General features: G+C 70.4%; 16 protein-coding genes and 1 tRNA gene. 13 read left to right on the forward strand and 4 right to left on the reverse strand.

Going from position 1 to position 16,665, the window contains the following annotated elements; translation table 11 throughout:
* Positions 1-68 precede the first annotated feature (68 nt).
* A complete protein-coding gene (locus GON04_RS03365; RefSeq protein WP_157396568.1) occupies positions 69-1,043 on the forward strand; it encodes a mechanosensitive ion channel family protein in 975 nt (324 codons plus the stop codon).
* Positions 1,044-1,092: 49 nt separating this feature from the next.
* Here GON04_RS03365 and GON04_RS03370 read toward each other — a convergent pair whose 3' ends face one another.
* Both GON04_RS03370 and GON04_RS03375 read right to left on the reverse strand, forming a co-directional pair.
* Positions 1,093-1,824, reverse strand: a complete 732-nt coding sequence (locus GON04_RS03370; RefSeq protein WP_157396569.1) for a GntR family transcriptional regulator — start codon at positions 1,822-1,824, stop codon at positions 1,093-1,095.
* A 59-nt stretch (positions 1,825-1,883) separates the two neighbouring features.
* Complete coding sequence (locus GON04_RS03375; protein WP_157396570.1) at positions 1,884-2,609, reverse strand: maleate cis-trans isomerase family protein; 726 nt, start codon at positions 2,607-2,609, stop codon at positions 1,884-1,886.
* 301 nt (positions 2,610-2,910) lie between these two features.
* On the opposite strand from GON04_RS03375, the gene hydA reads away from it, so the two are divergent.
* The 10 genes from hydA to GON04_RS03425 all read left to right on the forward strand — a co-directional run bounded on the left by hydA (position 2,911) and on the right by GON04_RS03425 (position 13,521).
* Positions 2,911-4,329, forward strand: a complete 1,419-nt coding sequence (gene hydA / locus GON04_RS03380) for a dihydropyrimidinase (RefSeq protein WP_157396571.1) — start codon at positions 2,911-2,913, stop codon at positions 4,327-4,329.
* A gap of 15 nt (positions 4,330-4,344) precedes the next feature.
* The gene (locus tag GON04_RS03385) at positions 4,345-5,091 is read left to right on the forward strand and encodes an aspartate/glutamate racemase family protein (protein WP_157396572.1); all 747 of its coding nucleotides are present in this window, start codon (positions 4,345-4,347) and stop codon (positions 5,089-5,091) included.
* Between the two features lie 29 nt (positions 5,092-5,120).
* A complete protein-coding gene (locus GON04_RS03390; protein ID WP_157396573.1) occupies positions 5,121-6,122 on the forward strand; it encodes a TRAP transporter substrate-binding protein in 1,002 nt (333 codons plus the stop codon).
* Between the two features lie 18 nt (positions 6,123-6,140).
* On the forward strand, positions 6,141-6,668 hold the full coding sequence (locus GON04_RS03395; RefSeq protein ID WP_157396574.1) for a TRAP transporter small permease: 528 nt from the start codon (positions 6,141-6,143) through the stop codon (positions 6,666-6,668).
* The gene (locus GON04_RS03400; RefSeq protein WP_157396575.1) at positions 6,665-7,945 is read left to right on the forward strand and encodes a TRAP transporter large permease; all 1,281 of its coding nucleotides are present in this window, start codon (positions 6,665-6,667) and stop codon (positions 7,943-7,945) included. Before GON04_RS03395 ends, GON04_RS03400 begins: the two co-directional genes overlap by 4 nt.
* Positions 7,946-8,010: 65 nt before the next feature.
* On the forward strand, positions 8,011-8,652 hold the full coding sequence (locus tag GON04_RS03405) for a TRAP transporter small permease subunit (protein WP_157396576.1): 642 nt from the start codon (positions 8,011-8,013) through the stop codon (positions 8,650-8,652).
* Positions 8,649-9,956: a TRAP transporter large permease gene (locus GON04_RS03410; protein ID WP_157396577.1), complete on the forward strand. Its 1,308-nt coding sequence runs from the start codon at positions 8,649-8,651 to the stop codon at positions 9,954-9,956. Before GON04_RS03405 ends, GON04_RS03410 begins: the two co-directional genes overlap by 4 nt.
* Before the next feature lie 4 nt (positions 9,957-9,960).
* Positions 9,961-11,007, forward strand: coding sequence for a TRAP transporter substrate-binding protein (locus tag GON04_RS03415; RefSeq protein WP_157396578.1), 1,047 nt, complete (start codon positions 9,961-9,963; stop codon positions 11,005-11,007).
* Positions 11,008-11,054: 47 nt separating this feature from the next.
* Positions 11,055-12,092: a TRAP transporter substrate-binding protein gene (locus GON04_RS03420; RefSeq protein WP_157396579.1), complete on the forward strand. Its 1,038-nt coding sequence runs from the start codon at positions 11,055-11,057 to the stop codon at positions 12,090-12,092.
* Between the two features lie 4 nt (positions 12,093-12,096).
* Positions 12,097-13,521: an amidase gene (locus GON04_RS03425; RefSeq protein ID WP_157396580.1), complete on the forward strand. Its 1,425-nt coding sequence runs from the start codon at positions 12,097-12,099 to the stop codon at positions 13,519-13,521.
* A gap of 64 nt (positions 13,522-13,585) precedes the next feature.
* Here GON04_RS03425 and GON04_RS03430 read toward each other — a convergent pair whose 3' ends face one another.
* Positions 13,586-14,161, reverse strand: coding sequence for a cupin domain-containing protein (locus tag GON04_RS03430; RefSeq protein WP_232533008.1), 576 nt, complete (start codon positions 14,159-14,161; stop codon positions 13,586-13,588).
* A 29-nt stretch (positions 14,162-14,190) separates the two neighbouring features.
* Positions 14,191-15,174: a tripartite tricarboxylate transporter substrate-binding protein gene (locus tag GON04_RS03435; protein WP_157396582.1), complete on the reverse strand. Its 984-nt coding sequence runs from the start codon at positions 15,172-15,174 to the stop codon at positions 14,191-14,193.
* Positions 15,175-15,315: 141 nt separating this feature from the next.
* Here GON04_RS03435 and GON04_RS03440 point away from each other — a divergent pair, with 141 nt between their 5' ends.
* Complete coding sequence (locus GON04_RS03440) at positions 15,316-16,509, forward strand: MFS transporter (RefSeq protein ID WP_157396583.1); 1,194 nt, start codon at positions 15,316-15,318, stop codon at positions 16,507-16,509.
* A gap of 48 nt (positions 16,510-16,557) precedes the next feature.
* Positions 16,558-16,631: transfer RNA gene (locus GON04_RS03445), tRNA-Gly, on the forward strand.
* Positions 16,632-16,665 lie beyond the last annotated feature (34 nt).

The raw sequence follows: 16,665 nt of genomic DNA on the forward strand, positions 1-16,665 counted from the left end.
TGACTTCGCACCTCCGGCACCAACAGGAGAGTCATGGATACCCCCACTTCCCCCTGCCGGAGTCACCCATGACCACAGCAATCACCGATTGGAGCGCAGCGCTGATGACATCGCTGGCCGCTGCGCTGGCCATGTTCCTCTCCGCGATTCCCAAGATCATCGGCTTTGCCGTCATCGTCATCGTCGGCTGGCTGCTGTCGGCACTGGTCGAGAAGGCCATCGCCGCCGTGCTGCGCACGGTGAAGTTCAACGACCTGGCGGGGCGCTCCGGCCTGGGCGACTTCGTGCAGAGGATGGGGACCGGCACCGACCCGGCCGGGATGATCGGGCTGGTGGCCAAGTGGTTCATCCGCCTGATCGCGCTGGTGGTCGCCTTCGATGCGCTGGGCCTGCCGGCCGTGTCGGACGTGCTGCGCGAACTGCTGCTGTGGCTGCCCAACGTGGTCGTGGCCCTGGTGGTGCTGGTGATCGGCGGCCTGGCCGCCCGCGCTTTGAGCAACCTCGTGCGCGGTGCCGCCAGCGAAGCCGGCATCAGCAACGCCAACCTGCTGGCCAAGGTGGCCTCGGCCCTGGTCTGGACCTTCGCGATCGTGGTCGCCGTCAACCAGATCGGCATCGCGACCACGCTGGTGAACACGCTGTTCATGGCCTTCGTCGGCGCCATCGCACTGGGCCTGGGGCTGGCCTTCGGCCTGGGCGGGCGCGAGACCGCCAGCCAGATCCTGAACAAGTGGTACGCCGCGGCGCAGGACAACGCGCCCCGGCTGGCCCGGGCCGCCGAGGCAGGCAGTGAGATGGCGCGCGAGCAGGCCGCCGGCGTGGCGACTGGCGGGTACGGCAGCGGTTCCGCCGGTGGCGGCTACCAGGGTGGCGGCTCCACGGGCGGCACCGGCGGCAGCTACCAGGGCACTGGCTACGCCGGCGGGCCGCAGTACCCGACCGATGGCGGTCCCCGCACGGGGAGCGCCGGCGCATCGCAGGGCAACGACCAGATGTACCCGACGCCTTCGGCGCCGCGCCACCCGAGCGAGGGCGGCTCCTAGAGGACGGCTCCCGCCGGTGCAAGGGCCGCCGGCCGGGCGGCCTATTCCTTCACGCGCGGAAGATCTCGACCAGGTCGGCTTCGCCGCCGTTGTCCTCGAGCTGCAGGCTGCCCTCGATGTGGTCGAGATGGTCCAGCATCAGCTTTTCGGCCCGGGCACGGTCCTTCTTCGCCAGCGCGTCGATGATGAGGCTGTGCTCGTCGTGCCGGCAGCTCTGGGCCGTGGGCGCGTCGTACAGGAAGATCGTCAGGCAGGTCAGCATGCACAGCTCGCGCATGCTGCGGGCCAGGGACGAGTTGCCGGCCAGTTCCGCGACCAGGGTGTGGAACTCGCCCGAGAGCCGGATGACGGCGCGCTTGTCGTTGCGGCGGCGCGCATCGGCCTCCAGTTCGGCGTGCTGGCGCAGGCGGTTGATCTTGTCGGCAGTTACCGTGTCGATCAGCCGCTTGAGCACGGCGGGCTCGATCAGGCGCCGGGCCTCGAACACGTCGCGCGCCTGCTCGGGGGTCGGCTTGGCCACATAGGCGCCGCGCTGCGGATACAGCTCGACGATCTGCTCGTGGGCCAGCCTGGCCAGCACCTCGCGGATGCGCGCGCGGCTGACACCGAAGATCTCCGCCATCTTCTCCTCGCCCAGCTTGATGCCCGGCTGCAACCGGTGCTCCAGGATGGCGACGTAGATGCGCTCGTAGATCTCGTCGACCGTGGCGTCGCGTTCGGGCCGCTCGGGGCTGGGGGTGCGCTTGGCGCTCGGGGCACTCTTGCGCGCGGTGGCGGGCATGGCAGGCGGGGTGGAGGGGTCGGCGGGCATTCTATCGACGGGTGCGCGCCGCCCGCGGGTCAGGTCCATTGGAACAGGCCTCCCCAGCCCCGGATCGCCGCGGCCGGCGCACCGGCGGCGCGAAGCATGCCCCACACGGTGGTGGCGACGGTGTCCAGCAGCGGAATCCCGAGGCGGCGCTCCACATCGTCGGCGAGCGGCGCGGCGCGCAGGTTGGTGCAATAGGTGGCGATCGCCTGCGGCCTGGCCTGCGCGACGTCCTCGATCATCTGCCGCAGCTGCGCCGGCGGCACCAGCCCGAAGGCATGGTTGTCGCGGATCGACAGGTGGCGCTCGGCCACGATCTCGATGCCCAGCGCGCGGTAGTTGTCGACGATGCGCTGCTGCACGTCGGCCGTGTAGGGCGTCACCAGCGCCAGTTCGCGCACCCCGCGGATGGCCAGCAGTTCGTTCAGCGCGAGCACCGCCGTCGTCGCCGGGATGCCGGTGAGCGCGGTGATGCGCTCGCACAGCCGGCGGTCCTGTTCGAACCCCATCCAGCCGGCGGCCGTGCCGCTCCAGCCGATGACCTGCACCTTGGCGTCGGCCAGCAACTCGGCCGCGGCCAGGATCCTGGCGTCGTCGAACTGCACCAGGGCCTGCCGATCGAGCGCGATCTCGGTGACCTTGAAGCGGGAGAAATGGGCACTGGCGTCCGGCAGGCCGGCCAGCATCGCCTGGGTGAGGGGCTCCAGGGCGGTGTTGGACGAAGGCGTCAGCACGCCGAGGCGGATGGGTTCGGGCATGGAGGGATCCAGCAAGGGCTGCGCCAGGGGGCGGTGCACAACATTTGAACAGAATCACCGCGATTTTGTTGACATCAGTGTAAACACCGACCGCCTGACGGCGGCGACCGATCGATAGTCTCACCAGCTAATTCCAGTGGCCGACCCGTCCTGCTGGCCCGCTACTTGCACAGAGAGTCCTGATGTCCAGCCTTCATCTGCCTGCCGGCACCGCTTGCGCGCACTCCAAGTTGTCGACAATCATGTCTGCACCAACTGGATGCTTTTGTCGCACAACGCTGGTGCCCACCGAGGTCGCCCGATGAGCAACGCAACCTTCGACCTGGTGATCCGCCAGGCGCGCGCCGCCACCGCGAGCGACGTGTTCGAGACCGACATCGGCATCCGCGGCGGCCGCATCGTGCAACTCGGCCAGGGCCTGGCCCAGGGCCAGGCCGAGATCGACGCGCGGGGCCGCACCGTCACCCCCGGCGGCGTGGACGCGCACTGCCACCTCGACCAGCCCATGGAAGCGCCGGCCCGCATGGCCGACGATTTCCGCACGGGCACGCGGTCGGCCGCGGCCGGCGGCACCACGACCGTCATCCCGTTCGCCGCGCAGGCCAAGGGCGAGTCGCTGCGCGCTGCCGTCGTCGACTACCACGCGCGCTCCGAAGGGCGCGCGGTCATCGACTACGCCTTCCACCTGATCGTGAGCGACCCCACGCCCGAGGTCCTGGCCACCGAACTGCCGGCCCTCATCGGCGAGGGCTACACCTCGTTCAAGGTCTACATGACCTACGACGACCTCAAGCTGGACGACGGCCAGATCCTCGACGTGCTGGACGTCGCCCGCACCCACGGCGCGCTGGCCATGCTGCATGCCGAGAACGCCGACTGCATCGAGTGGCTGACCAGGCGGCTGGAAGCGGCCGGCCGCACCGCCCCGCGCTTCCACGCCCATGCGCGGCCGATGCTGGTCGAGCGCGAGGCCACGCACCGCGCCATCGCCCTGTCGCAGCTGGTCGACGTGCCCATCCTCATCGTCCACGTGTCCGGCAAGGAAGCGGTCGAGCAGATCCGCTGGGCACGCGCGCACGGCCTGCCGGTGTTCGCCGAGACCTGCCCGCAGTACCTGTTCCTCACCGCCGAGGACCTGGGCATCGACGACAGCTACCACGGGGCCAAGTGCATCTGCAGCCCGCCGCCGCGCGGCAAGGAGAACCAGCAGGTGATCTGGGACGGCCTGGCCGACGGGCTGTTCACGGTGTTCTCGTCCGACCATGCGCCCTTCAAGTTCGACGCGCCCGAGGGCAAGAAGCCGGGCGGCGCCGAGGTGCCGTTCCGCCACATCCCGAACGGCATCCCGGGCCTGGAGACGCGGCTGCCGCTGCTCTATTCGGAAGGTGTCCTGGGCGGCCGCATCACGCTGCAGAAATTCGTCGAGCTCACCGCCACCAACCCGGCCAAGGCCTACGGGTTGCACCCGCGCAAGGGAACCATCGCCATCGGCAGCGATGCCGACCTGGTGATCTGGGATGAGCACGAGCACGTGGTGCGCAATGCCGCCCTGCACCACGCGGTCGACTACACCCCCTATGAAGGCATGGTGCTGCAGGCCTGGCCCGCGCTGACGCTCAGCCGCGGCGAGGTGGTCTGGGACGGCCGGCAGGTGGTGGGCCGCGAAGGCCGCGGCCGCTTCCTGCCCTGCGGCCAGCCCACCCTGCTGCCCAAGCGCTGACAACCGGAGGACGAAATGCGCCTACTGGTCATCAACCCCAACATCTCGGACGACGTCACGGCGCTGATCCGCGCCGAGGCGCAGCGCAGCGCCAGCCCGGGCACGGAACTGACGGTGCTCACGGCGCCATTCGGCGTCGCCTACATCGAGACCCGCATGGAAGCCATCGTCGGCGCCTACGCCACGCTGCAGCTGGCCGCCGAGCATGCCGAGGGCCACGACGCCGTGGTGGTGGCGGCCTTCGGCGACGCCGGCGCCGACGGCATCCGCGAGCTGCTGCCGATCCCGGTGGTGGGCATGACGCAGGCCGCCCTGGCCAGCGCCCACCTGCTGGGCCGGCGCTTCTCCATCGTGGCCATCTCGCGCCGCATCGCTGCCTGGTACCGCGAGACCGTGCACGCCTACGGCTTCACCGACCGCATGGCCAGCCTGCGCTTCCTCGACCGGCCGCTGTCGGGCCCGGGCTCCGTGCAGCAGGAGCACCGCGACCGCCTGCTCGAGCTGTGCGACGCCTGCGTGCGCGAGGACGGCGCCGAGGTCATCGTGCTGGCCGGCGCGCCGCTGGCCGGCCTGGCGCGCAGCGTCGCCGGGCAGATCGCCGTGCCGGTGGTCGACGGCGTCAGCAGCGCCATCCGCCACGCCGAGTCGCTCGTCGCGCTGCAGCCGGGCGCCGCCACCGCCGGCAGCTACGCGATGCCGCCTGCCAAGCCCCACCGCGGCCTGCCGCCCGCCCTGGCGCGCCGCCTCGACGCGCCGCGCTGACCCCCGAACCCTTCCCAGGAGCCCCGCCCATGACCCGTCCCGTCCCCTCCCTGCGCCGCCTGGCGCTCGCCTGCGCCCTGGCGCTCGCCGCGCCGCTGCCGGCGCTGGCCCAGCAGAAGCTGCAGATCGCCGGCAATTTCGCCGGCGAACATCCCAGCAGCGTCGCGGTCGAGCAGGTGTTCCGCAAGGAGGTCGCGCGGCTCACCAACAACCAGCTGCAGGTCGATGTCTTCCCGGCCATGCAGCTGGGCGGCGCCAAGGAGAACGTCGACGCCGTGCGCTCCGGCACCCTGGCCATCACCTGGGTCGGCGCGGCATTCCTGTCCCGCATCGTCCCCGAGCTGGAGGCGGTCAGCCTGCCGTTCGTCTTCGCCAACCGCGAGGCCGCCTTCCGCGTCATCGACGGGCCGGTCGGCGCCGCGATCGACAGGAAGCTGCAGGACAAGGGATTCACCAGTCTCGGCTGGATGGAGCTGGGCATGCGCCACGTCACCAACAGCAAGGGGCCGGTCAAGTCCATGGCCGACCTCAAGGGCCTGAAGGTCCGGCTGCAGCCCAACGAGACCCACCTGGCCACTTTCCGCGCGTTGGGTGCCAATCCGGTTGCGATGGACGTCAAGGAGCTGTACTCGGCTCTCGAGCAGCGGGTGGTGGACGGCCAGGAGAACCCCTACACGGTCATCGCCGCCGGCCGCTACAGCGAGGTGCAGAAGCAGCTGTCGAACACCGGCCATTTCTTCGACTTCATCGCCGTCGTCGCCAGCAAGAAGGCCTTCGAGCAGCTCAAGCCCGAGCAGCAGAAGGCGGTGCGCGAGGCCATGACCACGACCATCGCCTTCCAGCGCAAGCTGGCCGCCGAGGAAGAGGGCAAGCGACTCGCCGAGCTGAAGGGCAGGATGACGTTCACCGAGCTCACGCCGGCCGCACGCGACGAGATGCGCAAGGCGACGCTGCCGGTGGTCGAGGACGTCAAGAAGCGCGCCGGCGCCGACCTGGTCAACCAGGTCCTAGCCGAGGCCGCCAAGCACTGACCGGCACCGGGCACGACCATGGACCAGGCACTCCCCCTCGCAACCTCCCACCCGCCGGCCTGGCCGCTGCGCCTGCTCGGCCTGGCCGACCGGGCCGTCACCGGCCTTGTGCTTGCGGCCATGGCCGCCATGGTCGTCGTCGTCTCGGCCCAGGTGGCCCTGCGCTATGGCCTGAACCGCTCGCTCGACTGGGCCGATGAGATCGGCCGCCTGGGCTTCGTCTGGTCGGTCTTCCTCGCCATCCCGCTGGGCGTGCGCGAGGGCTCGCACATCGGCATCGACCTGCTGGTGGACAAGCTCCCGGCGGCGGCCGGCGCGCAGCTGCGCCGCGCCGGCGCCCTGCTGGCGACGGTGCTGATGGCGCTGATCGCCTGGGCGGCGGTGCGCGTCTCCCTCGAGCAGTGGGACGAGCTGATGTCCACGGTCGACCTGAGCGTCGGCTGGTTCATCGTGCCGGTGGCCATCGGCGCCGCGCTGTCCGCCCTGCACCTGCTGCGCATCGCCGTCCAGGGCCCGCCTGCCGCCCGCACCGGGAGCGCCGAATGAGCCTGGCCGTCGTTCTGGGATTCATGGCGCTGGCGATGCTGGGCCTGCCGATCGCCTTCTCGATGGGCGTTGCAGCGCTCGGCGCCCTGTGGGCGACCGGCGTCGATTTCTCGATGGTGCCCACCCGCATGATGCATGCGGTCAACTCGTTCCCCCTGATGTCCATCCCGTTCTTCATGCTCGCCGGCGAGCTGATGATCAAGGCCGGCATCGTGGAGCGGCTGATCGCCCTGGCCAATACGATGGTGGGCCGCGTGCGCGGCGGCCTGGCACACGTCACCATGCTGGCCGGCGCCGGACTGGCCACCGTGTCGGGCGCGGCCGTGTCGGATGCCAGCGCCCTGTCGTCGACCCTGGTGCCGTCCCTGACGAAGGTGTACGACCGCGGTTTCGCCACCGCCATCGTGGCGGCGGCCGCCAACCTCGGGCCCATCATCCCCCCCAGCGGCGCGATGATCGTCTACGCCTTCATGGCCGGCTCGTCGGTATCGGTCGGCGGCATGTTCATGGCCGGCGTGGTGCCGGGGCTGGTCATCACGATCGGCTTCATCGCCCTGTGCTCCTGGATCGCCGGCCGCCGCGGCTGGGCCGTCACCGGCGAGCCGTTCCGGCTGGCAGCCGTGGTGGCCGAGCTGAAGCGTTCGCTGATCGTGCTGGCGATGCCGGTGGTCGTCATCGGCGGCATCGTCGGCGGCGCGTTCACGGCCACCGAAGGCTCGGCGATCGCCGTCATCTACGCGGCCCTGCTGGGCTTCTTCGTCACGCGCACGCTGCGCGTGGCCGACCTGCCCGGCATCGCGGTGCGGGCCGCCATCACCACCGCCATGGTCGGCGCGTTGATCGCGTTCGCGTCGGTCATCACCTACCTCATGACGGTGGACCTGCTGCCGCAGAAGCTGTCGGTGCTGCTGCGCGGCTTCACCGACAGCCCTCTCGCCTACATGGCGCTGGTGGCGGTGCTGCTGTTCGTCGTCGGCATGTTCCTCGAATCGAACGCTGCCTACATCATGCTGGTGCCGCTGCTGCACCCGATCGCCATCCAGTACGGCATCGATCCGCTGCACTTCGGCTTCCTGTTCGTGCTCAACCTGGTGATCGGCATGCTCACCCCGCCGGTCGGCGTGGTGCTGTTCGTGGTCTGCGGCATCACCGGCGTGCGAATGCGCGAGCTGGTGGCCAACCTGTGGCCCTTCATCGTCCTGATGTACGGCGTGCTGGTGGCCTGCATGCTGTTCCCGCCCCTGGTGACCGCGCTGCCGCGCGCGCTGGGCTACTGAGTCAACGAAGCAACCAAAGTCGGAGAAACCATGATCTGCCCCACCCACCGGCCGGAGCTCCGGCCATGAAGACGCTGCTCCCACCCGGACCCGCCAGCCGCGCCGTGGCCGGCTTCACCGACGCCGCCGCCCTCGCCTGCGGCTGGTGGCTGATCGGCCTGTCGGTCGTCACCTGCGTCGAGATGCTGGGCCGCAAGCTGCTCGGCTTCAGCCTGCAGGGTGTCGACGAGGTCGGCTCGTACACCTACGCGGTGGTCGGCAGCATCGGCTTCGCCCACACGCTGGTCTCGCGCAGCCACACCCGGGTCGACTTCCTGCTGTCGAAGTTCTCGCCGCGCGTGCAGGCCGTGCTGAACCTGCTGGCCATGCTCACGCTCACCGCGCTGGCCCTCTTGTGCCTGTGGCGCGGCCTGAACGTGGTGCTGGAAAGCGTGGACATGAAGTCCACCGCGGCCACCCCGCTGGCCACGCCGATGTGGATCCCCCAGGTGGTGTGGCTGTTCGGGTACCTGCTGTTCGCCGTCGTGGCCCTGCTGGCCGCCGGGCACTGCCTGCGGCTGTTCGTCACGGGCCAGCACGGCCAGCTGAACGGCCAGTTCGGCCCGCAGACGCTGGAGGAGGAGATCGAGGCCGAGACCGAGCTGCACCTGCAGCCCTCGGCCGACACCGACGCGACGGCCGCGCCGCTGGCGGGAGCAAAAGCATGATCAGCCCCGTCGAGATCCTGATCGGCCTGCTGCTCATGCTGGGCCTGATGTTCGTGGGCATCCACGTGGCCACCACGATGCTGGTGGTCGGCCTGCTGGGCGCCGTCATCCACTTCGGGCTGCCGGCCTTCAACGCGCTGGGCGAGCAGATCTGGGCGGCCGGCGAGGACTACCTGCTGCTGTCGATCCCGCTGTACATCCTGCTCGGCGAGATCCTGATGCGCGGCGGCGCCACCGACAAGATGTACCAGTCGCTGGCCGATTGGCTCCAACGGCTGCCCGGCGGGCTGCTGCACACCAACATCGGCGCCTCGGCACTCTTCTCCGCGGTGAGCGGGTCGTCGGTGGCCACGGCCGCCACCATCTCCACGGTGGCGCTGCCGTCGTTCAAGAACCGCGGCTACGACCAGCGCATGGTGCTGGGCTCGATCGCCGCCGGCGCCAGCCTGGGCAACCTCATCCCGCCGGGCGTGGCCTTCATCATCTACGGCTCGATGACCAACACGTCGGCCTCGCGGCTGTACATGGCCGGCATCGTGCCGGGCGCCATCATGACGGTGCTGTTCCTGCTCACCATCCTGGCCATCTGCGTCTGGCGGCCGTCGATGGCCGGCAAACCCGAAGGCGGCGTGCCGTGGGGCGAGCGCCTGAAGCACTCGGTGCACCTGGCCGGCCCGCTGCTGGTGTTCGGCGTCGTGATGGGCGGCATCTACACCGGCTGGGCCACCGTCACCGAAAGCGCCGCGCTCGGCGTCATCGTGTGCCTGCCGATCGCCTGGGGCTACGGCAAGCTCACCGTGCCGATGCTGCACGAGTGCTTCCGCTCGACGCTGCGCCTGACCGCGATGACGGCGCTGATCCTGGTGGCCGCGCTCTACCTGAACTTCGTGCTGTCCATGCTGGGCGTACCGCAGTCGCTCGCCAGCCTGATCAAGTCGCTCGACGTCTCGCCACTGCTGCTGCTGTGGGTGCTGGCGGTCATGTACGTGCTGCTGGGCGTGGCGCTGGAGACCATGCCGATGATGGTCGGCACGCTGCCGGTGGTGTTCCCCATCATCCAGGCCGCCGGCATCGACCCGATCTTCTTCGGCGTCTTCATGGTGCTGATGTGCGAGCTGTCCCTCCTCAGCCCGCCGATCGGCATGACGCTCTACGTCATCCAGGGGGTGCGCGGCGAGGGCTCGATCAACGAAGTCTTCCAGGGCACCCTGCCCTTCCTCGTGGCCATGATCGCCATGACGGCCATCCTGATCCACTTCCCGGCCATCGCCACGTGGCTGCCCAACCTGATGTATGGACGCTGACGCCATGAAACCCCTTCGCCTGTCCCATCTCGTCACGGCCGCTGCGTTCGCGCTGGCCGGCCTGGCGGCCCATGCCGAGCCCGTCAAGCTTCGCGTGGCCGGCAACCTGGTGGCCGCCGGCCTGCTGCAACAGCAGCGCGAGCAGCCCTTCTTCGAGAGTTTCACGAAGACCACCGGCCTGCCGATCGAGATGGACTACAAGCCGATGGACGTGCTGGGCGTGAAGGACGCCGACGGCCTGCGCATCATCCGCTCGGGACTGTTCGATATCGTCATGCTGCGCCTGGCCTCGGTCTCGCGAGACGACCCGACGCTGCTCGGGCCCGACATCGTGGGCCTGTCCACCGACTACGACACCGCGCGCAAGGTGTTCGACGCCTGGCGCGAGCCGCTCGACCAGCGGCTGCAGGCCAAGCACAACGCCAAGCTGCTGGCCGCCTACCCGTTCGGCCCGCAGATCCTGTTCTGCAAGCCGGCCATCAGCGGCCTGGCCGACCTCAAGGGCAAGAAGGTGCGGGTGAGCGACCAGTCGCTGGCCAAGTTTGTCGAGGGCCTGGGCGGCATCCCGGTCAGCCTGTCGTTCGGCGAGACGCAGCAGGCGCTGGAGCGCGGCGTCACCGATTGCGCCATCACCGGCCCGGCCTCGGCCAACTCGGGCGGCTGGCCCGAGGTCACCACCCACACCCTGCCGCTGGGTTTCCAGGTGCACTACAACGCGTTCGCCATCAACCTGGCCAAGTGGAACGCGTTGCCGCCCGAGCAACGCACCAAGCTGGCGGAGGCGTTCCGCAAGTTCGAGGCCGACGCCTGGACCTACTCGCGCGAGCTCTGGGACGATGCCGCCCGCTGCAACGTGGGCAAGGACCCCTGCAGGATCGGCAAGAAGTTCGCGCTCAAGGAAGTGCCGGTCAGTGCCGCCGACCGCAAGGTGGTGGCCGACGCCGTGCGCACCGTCTCGCTGCCGCTGTGGTCGGAGGCCTGCGACAAGGTCAACGACAAGTGCTCCGCCGCCTGGAAGCAGGTGATCGGCCCGGTCGTCGGCCTGAAGTGACCCCCACCCGTCTCCCTCTCCCCTCCCAACCTGGAACGCCCCTCCCCATGAAACTGCTCAAGATCGCCCTGTCCTGCGCGCTGGCGCTGGGCCTCACCGCCGGCCATGCCCAGAACCTGAAGCTGCGCGCGGCCGGCAACCTGGTGGCCACCGGCCTGATCCAGCAGACCAAGGAGCAGCCGTTCTTCGAGAACTTCGCGAAGAACACCGGCACCCCCATCGACGTCGACTACAAGCCGATGGACGTGCTCGGGGTGAAGGACGCCGACGGCCTGCGCGTCCTCAAGTCGGGCCTGTTCGACATCGTCACGCTGCGCCTGGCGCAGGTGTCGCGCGACGAGCCGTTCTTCCTCGGTCCCGACATCGTCGGCCTGTCCACCGACTACGAGACGGCCCGCAAGGTGGTCGACGCCTACCGCGAGGCATTCGACAAGCGCCTGCAGGAGCGCTACGGCGGCAAGCTGCTGGGCGTGTACCCGTTCGGCCCGCAGGTGGTGTTCTGCAAGGTGCCGATCGGCGGCCTGGCCGACCTGAAGGCCAAGAAGGTGCGGGTGTACGACGCCTCGCTGGCCAAGTTCATCGAGAAGCTGGGCGGCATCCCGGTCACCATCCCGTTCGGCGAGACGCAGCAGGCGCTGGAGCGCGGCGTCACCGACTGCGCCATCACCGGCCCCAGCTCCGCCAACTCGGCCGGCTGGCCCGAGGTCACCACGCACTTCATGCCGATCGGCTTCCAGATCGCGCTGAATGCCTATGCGATGAACCTGGACAAGTGGAACAAGCTGCCGGCCGACCAGAAGGCCAAACTCACCGAGTCGTTCAAGAAGTTCGAGACCGAGGTCTGGGCCTATTCGAAGGAGCTGTTCGACGACGCGGCACGCTGCAACGTCGGCAAGGAACCCTGCAAGACGGTCAAGAAGTACAAGATGACCGACGTGCCGGTCAGCGCCGCGGACAACAAGCTGATCCACGACGCGCTGATGACGGTCTCGCTGCCCACCTGGAGCGAGGTCTGCGACAAGTCCTACGACAAGTGCTCCGCCACCTGGAAGCAGGTGGTCGGCCCCATCGTCGGCATCAAGTGATCCGATGACGGACGACGGCGACCTGTGGCGGCTGGCCGCCACCGAACTGGCGCGGCGCTACCGCGACGGCAGCCTCGAGCCGGTGGCCGTGGCCCGGGCTTGCCTGGCCCGCCTGGAGCAGGTGAATCCGCTGCTCAATGCGGTGATCGCCCGGCGCGACGAGGCGTTCCTGCAGGAGGCCGCGGCGGCCGCGGCCCGGTTCCGCGCCGGCCGGCCGCTGTCGCCGCTCGACGGCATTCCGCTGTCGGTCAAGGACAGCCTCTACACCCGCGACCAGCCCACCACCTGGGGCACGCGGGGCCTGCGCGACTGGTGCACCGGCGAGGACGAGCTGGCCGTCGCGCGCGCCCGCGCGGCCGGCGCGCTGGTGCTGGGCAAGACCAACGTGCCCGAGTTCGCGCTCGAGGGCTACACCGACAACCCGGTCTTCGGCGTCACCGGCAACCCCTGGAACAGCGCGCTCACCCCCGGCGGATCCAGCGGTGGCGCGGTCGCCGCGGTGGCCGCGGGCATCGGTCCGCTGGCGATCGGCCAGGACGGGGGCGGGTCCATCCGCCGCCCCGCGTCGCACGCCGGCCTGGTCGGCCTGAAGCCGTCGCTCAGCGCCGTGCCGCGCGAACACGTCTTCCCCAGCCTGCTGCTGGACTTCGAGGTCATCGGGCCATTGGCGCGGACCGTGGCCGATGCGAGGCTGCTGTTCGGGCAGATGCGGGGGCCGCACCCCGCCGATCGGTCGTCGTTCAGCGCGGCGTGGGCGGCGACGACCGCCCCCCCGCCGGTGCCACTGCGCATCCTCTACGTCGAGCGCTTCGGCGATGCCCCGCTCGATCCGCAGATCGCGGCCAGCGTGCAGCGCGGCGTCCAGGCGCTGGCCTCGCTCGGGCACCGGGTCGAGACGGGCGCGCTGCCGCTCGACCTGGGCTTCTTCACCGACGCCTGGCCCCAGATCGGCCAGGTCGGCCTGGCCCGGATGTTCGAGCAGCACCCCGACTGGGCCGCGCAGGCATCGCCCAAGTACCTGGAGATGGCCGCGCTCGGCCAGCGGGTGCCCGCCGCCCGGCTCTGGCACATCGTGGAATCGGTGCGGCGATTGCGCCGCGAGGTGGCGCTGCTGTTCGAGCGCGTCGACGTGATCGCCCTGCCGTCGGCCGCGGCCCTGCCCTGGCCGAAGGCCGACGCGTATCCGCCCGTCATCGACGGCCGGCCGGTCGGGCCGCGCGGCCACGCCGTCTACACCGGCTGGGTCAACGCCGCGGGGCTGCCGGCGCTCGCGGTCCCGTGCGAACCGTCGAGCGAAGGCCTGCCGATCGGCATGCAACTGGTGGGCGGCTACGGGCGCGACGATTTGCTGCTCGACCTGGGCGAGGCGTTCGAAGCGGCGCAGCCCTGGGCGCACCGCTGGCCGACCCTGGGTCCCCGGGCGGCCTGAGCGCGCGCCCCGCCCGGACTCGTCGGGCGATCTCGGCCTGTCGCGCCGGGCGCCGCCCCCGGCGTCAACCGTGCCCGGACGGCAACCGCTGCGCCAGGTCGTCCTCGTACTTGCCGTCGATCAGCACGAACACCACCGTGGCCGGCGCGTCCGAGCGGTTCGACCAGGCGTGGTTGGTGCCGCACTGCACCAGGATGTCGCCGGCCCTCAGCACCACCTCCGAGTCGTCGAGCAACATCGTGATCTCGCCGTCCAGGACGATCGCATAGTCGATGGTCTCGGTGCGGTGCATCAGCGGATGCCGGCCGGACGCGGCGTAGGTGTGGCCGGCCGGGTTGCCCAGCGACTCGAACAGCTGGCTCGATGTCGTGACGTCCATGCCGTCCAGGCTGCCGCGGTCGGGCGGGAAAACGTTGACGCGGATGACGGAGCCGCGCGGCGTCGGCAACTGGCGGCGCGGGCCGAGGGTCGTCTCGGCCGTCTCGCCAGCGATCGATGCCGGCGTCTCCAGCGTGCGGAAGATGTCGGTCGAGACATACCCTGGCCGCAGCGGCGTGGTGTGGATGAAGGGCGAAGGCCCGTCCGACAGGACGATGGCCTTGCCGTTCGCGTCATGGCCGGTCACGACCCGGCGAACCATGGCAGTCACTGCATTCTCCTTGTGCGGCCTCATTCGGCCTTCAGTTTCTTCTCGGTGATCAGCCGCGACCAGGTCTGGCTCTCGGCGTCGATCATGCGGGTGAACTCCGGCCCCGACACCACCAGCGGGCTGGCCCCGGCGGCGGACAGGCGCTTCTTGAAGTCCTCGGTGCCCGCCGCTGCCCGGACGGCCGCCGCGATGCGCTCCACCGTCTCGGGCGCCATGCCGCGCGGTCCCATGATGGCGAACCAGGGCAGGATCTCGACGCCCGGGATGCCCTGCTCGGCGAGGGTGGGCACGCCCGGCGCCAGCTCGCTGCGCTTGCCCACGGTGGCGATGAGCCGGGCCTTGCCCGCCGCCACCGACGGCTGGGCCAGCCCGACGGCGATGAACATGCCCGAGATCTGGCCGGCCAGCACGTCGGCGAAGGCCGGCGACGCGCCCTTGTACGGCACGTGCAGCAGGTCGACGCGGGTCGCATCCTTGAACAGCTCGATGTAGGCATGCAGGATGTTGCCCAGCCCGGCCGACCCCATGCTCAGGGGCGGGTTGGACCGCCGGGCCAGCTGCAGGAATTCCTGCAGGTTGGTGGCCTGCACGTTGGTGGCGAGGATGAGTCCGATGTCCGTCTGCGCGATGCAGACGATGGGCACCAGGTCGCGCTGCGGGTCGTACGCCATCGACTTGTCGATGAACGGGCTGAACGTGATCATTCCCGAGCTGACGAACAGCAGGTTGGAGCCGTCGGCCGGCCCCAGCTTCAGGGCGTTCACGGCCACGGCCCCGTTGCCGCCGGGCCGGTTCTCGGTGACCACCGTGGTCTTGAGGTTGGTGCGCAGTGCGTCCGCGGCGAGCCGGCCGAACACGTCGGTCGGGCCGCCGGGGGCGAACGGGATCCAGATCTTGATCATGGCCGGCACGGCAGGCGCCTGCGCCTGCGCGGGCGCCGCCAGCAGGCTGCCGGCCACCCAGGCCAGCGCCGCCAGCGCGCGGGCGCCGGCGCGCCACGCCACGTTTCGGGTCCTGTGGGCCCGGTGGGTCCTCGCGGACGTCGGTGTCGTCATCTTGGTCTCCTCATTGTTCGGTGGACGGCTGTGCGCGGACACATTCTGCTTGCCGGCCGGCCGCCCGTGCACCGACACTGGGGTCTGCCCATGTCCACACCGGTCCCGCGGCGGGTGCTGCCCGTCATCGTCCTGTCGCAGTTCGCCGGCACCTCGCTCTGGTTCGCCGTCAATGCCGTCCTGCCGGACCTGCAGCGCAACTGGGCGCTGCCGGCCACGGCGCTGGCCACGCTGACCAGCTCCGTCCAGCTCGGATTCGTCGCCGGCACGCTGGCCTTCGCGCTGCTGATGCTGGCCGACCGCTTCCGTCCGACCCGGGTGTTCCTCGCCTGCTCGCTGCTCGGCGCCCTGTGCAACGCCGTCCTGGTCCTGGTGCCGCCATCGTTCGGCCTGCTGGTGGCGTTGCGGTTCGCGGTCGGCTTCCTGCTGGCCGGCATCTACCCGGTGGGCATGAAGATCGCCGCCAGCTGGTACCGCGAAGGCCTGGGTGCCGCGCTCGGGGTGCTGGTGGGTGCGCTGGTGCTGGGAACGGCGCTGCCGCACGGCCTGCGCGCGCTCGCCGCCGACGCCGGCGGCGCGGCGGCGCCCTGGCAGCTGGTGATCCTGGCGGTCTCGCTGTTCGCGGCGCTCGGCGGCATCGCCACCGCCTGGCTGGTGCCCGACCAGCCGCGCACCGTCGGCACCCGGGTGACGCCGCGCGCCCTGGCCGCGATCTGGTCCGAACCCCGGCTGCGCGCCTCGGTCTTCGGCTACTTCGGCCACATGTGGGAGCTGTACTCGTTCTACGCGCTGGCGCCGGTGATCATCGCGGTGCGCTGGCAGGGCACGCGGGTGAGCGCCCTGGCCTTCTGGGCCATCGGCGCCGGCGCGCTGGGCTGCATCGCCGGCGGCCTGCTGGCCCGGCGCCTGGGCAGCGCCCGCATCGCCCAATGGCAGCTGGCCACCAGCGGCTGCTGCTGCCTGCTCGCGCCGGTCCTGCTCCAGGCGCCCGCGCCGCTGTTCGTGGCCTGGCTGCTGCTCTGGGGCACCACCGTGGTCGGCGACTCGCCGCAGTTCTCTGCCCTCACCGCCCGCAACGCGCCGAAGGAAGTTGTCGGCAGCGTGCTGACGTTCACCAACTGCCTCGGCTTCGCGATCTCCGTGGCCAGCATCGAGCTGTTCGTGCGGGCCGCGGCCGCCTGGCCCCTGGGTGCCGTGCTGCCCTGGCTGGCGCTGGGTCCCGCCCTCGGCCTGCTGGCCCTTCGGCCGCTGCTGCGGCCACTGGCGGCCGCCCCCTCCGGCTGAAATACGGCCGCCCAGGCGCGGCCATTGGGTAGAATCCGCGCCTGTCCCGCGGGCGTCGTTCAATGGCAGGACCTGAGCTTCCCAAGCTCAAGACGTGGGTTCGATTCCCATCGCCCGCTCCACATCTTCGCAAGATGTGTGCAGTCGACCGACTGC

Origin of the sequence: Ramlibacter pinisoli, from assembly GCF_009758015.1 — a bacterium.
GTDB classification, from domain to species: domain Bacteria; phylum Pseudomonadota; class Gammaproteobacteria; order Burkholderiales; family Burkholderiaceae_C; genus Ramlibacter; species Ramlibacter pinisoli.

Bases quoted from the DNA above. Each gene is read 5' to 3' on its own strand.
- GON04_RS03430 (WP_232533008.1), bottom strand. From the start codon at position 14,161: ATGGTTCGCCGGGTCGTGACCGGCCATGACGCGAACGGCAAGGCCATC.
- hydA (WP_157396571.1), top strand. From the start codon at position 2,911: ATGAGCAACGCAACCTTCGACCTGGTGATCCGCCAGGCGCGCGCCGCC.
- GON04_RS03390 (WP_157396573.1), top strand. From the start codon at position 5,121: ATGACCCGTCCCGTCCCCTCCCTGCGCCGCCTGGCGCTCGCCTGCGCC.
- GON04_RS03410 (WP_157396577.1), top strand. From the start codon at position 8,649: ATGATCAGCCCCGTCGAGATCCTGATCGGCCTGCTGCTCATGCTGGGC.
- GON04_RS03365 (WP_157396568.1), top strand. From the start codon at position 69: ATGACCACAGCAATCACCGATTGGAGCGCAGCGCTGATGACATCGCTG.
- GON04_RS03425 (WP_157396580.1), top strand. From the start codon at position 12,097: ATGACGGACGACGGCGACCTGTGGCGGCTGGCCGCCACCGAACTGGCG.
- GON04_RS03405 (WP_157396576.1), top strand. From the start codon at position 8,011: ATGAAGACGCTGCTCCCACCCGGACCCGCCAGCCGCGCCGTGGCCGGC.
- GON04_RS03375 (WP_157396570.1), bottom strand. From the start codon at position 2,609: ATGCCCGAACCCATCCGCCTCGGCGTGCTGACGCCTTCGTCCAACACC.
- GON04_RS03420 (WP_157396579.1), top strand. From the start codon at position 11,055: ATGAAACTGCTCAAGATCGCCCTGTCCTGCGCGCTGGCGCTGGGCCTC.
- GON04_RS03370 (WP_157396569.1), bottom strand. From the start codon at position 1,824: ATGCCCGCCACCGCGCGCAAGAGTGCCCCGAGCGCCAAGCGCACCCCC.
- GON04_RS03415 (WP_157396578.1), top strand. From the start codon at position 9,961: ATGAAACCCCTTCGCCTGTCCCATCTCGTCACGGCCGCTGCGTTCGCG.
- GON04_RS03400 (WP_157396575.1), top strand. From the start codon at position 6,665: ATGAGCCTGGCCGTCGTTCTGGGATTCATGGCGCTGGCGATGCTGGGC.
- GON04_RS03440 (WP_157396583.1), top strand. From the start codon at position 15,316: ATGTCCACACCGGTCCCGCGGCGGGTGCTGCCCGTCATCGTCCTGTCG.
- GON04_RS03385 (WP_157396572.1), top strand. From the start codon at position 4,345: ATGCGCCTACTGGTCATCAACCCCAACATCTCGGACGACGTCACGGCG.
- GON04_RS03395 (WP_157396574.1), top strand. From the start codon at position 6,141: ATGGACCAGGCACTCCCCCTCGCAACCTCCCACCCGCCGGCCTGGCCG.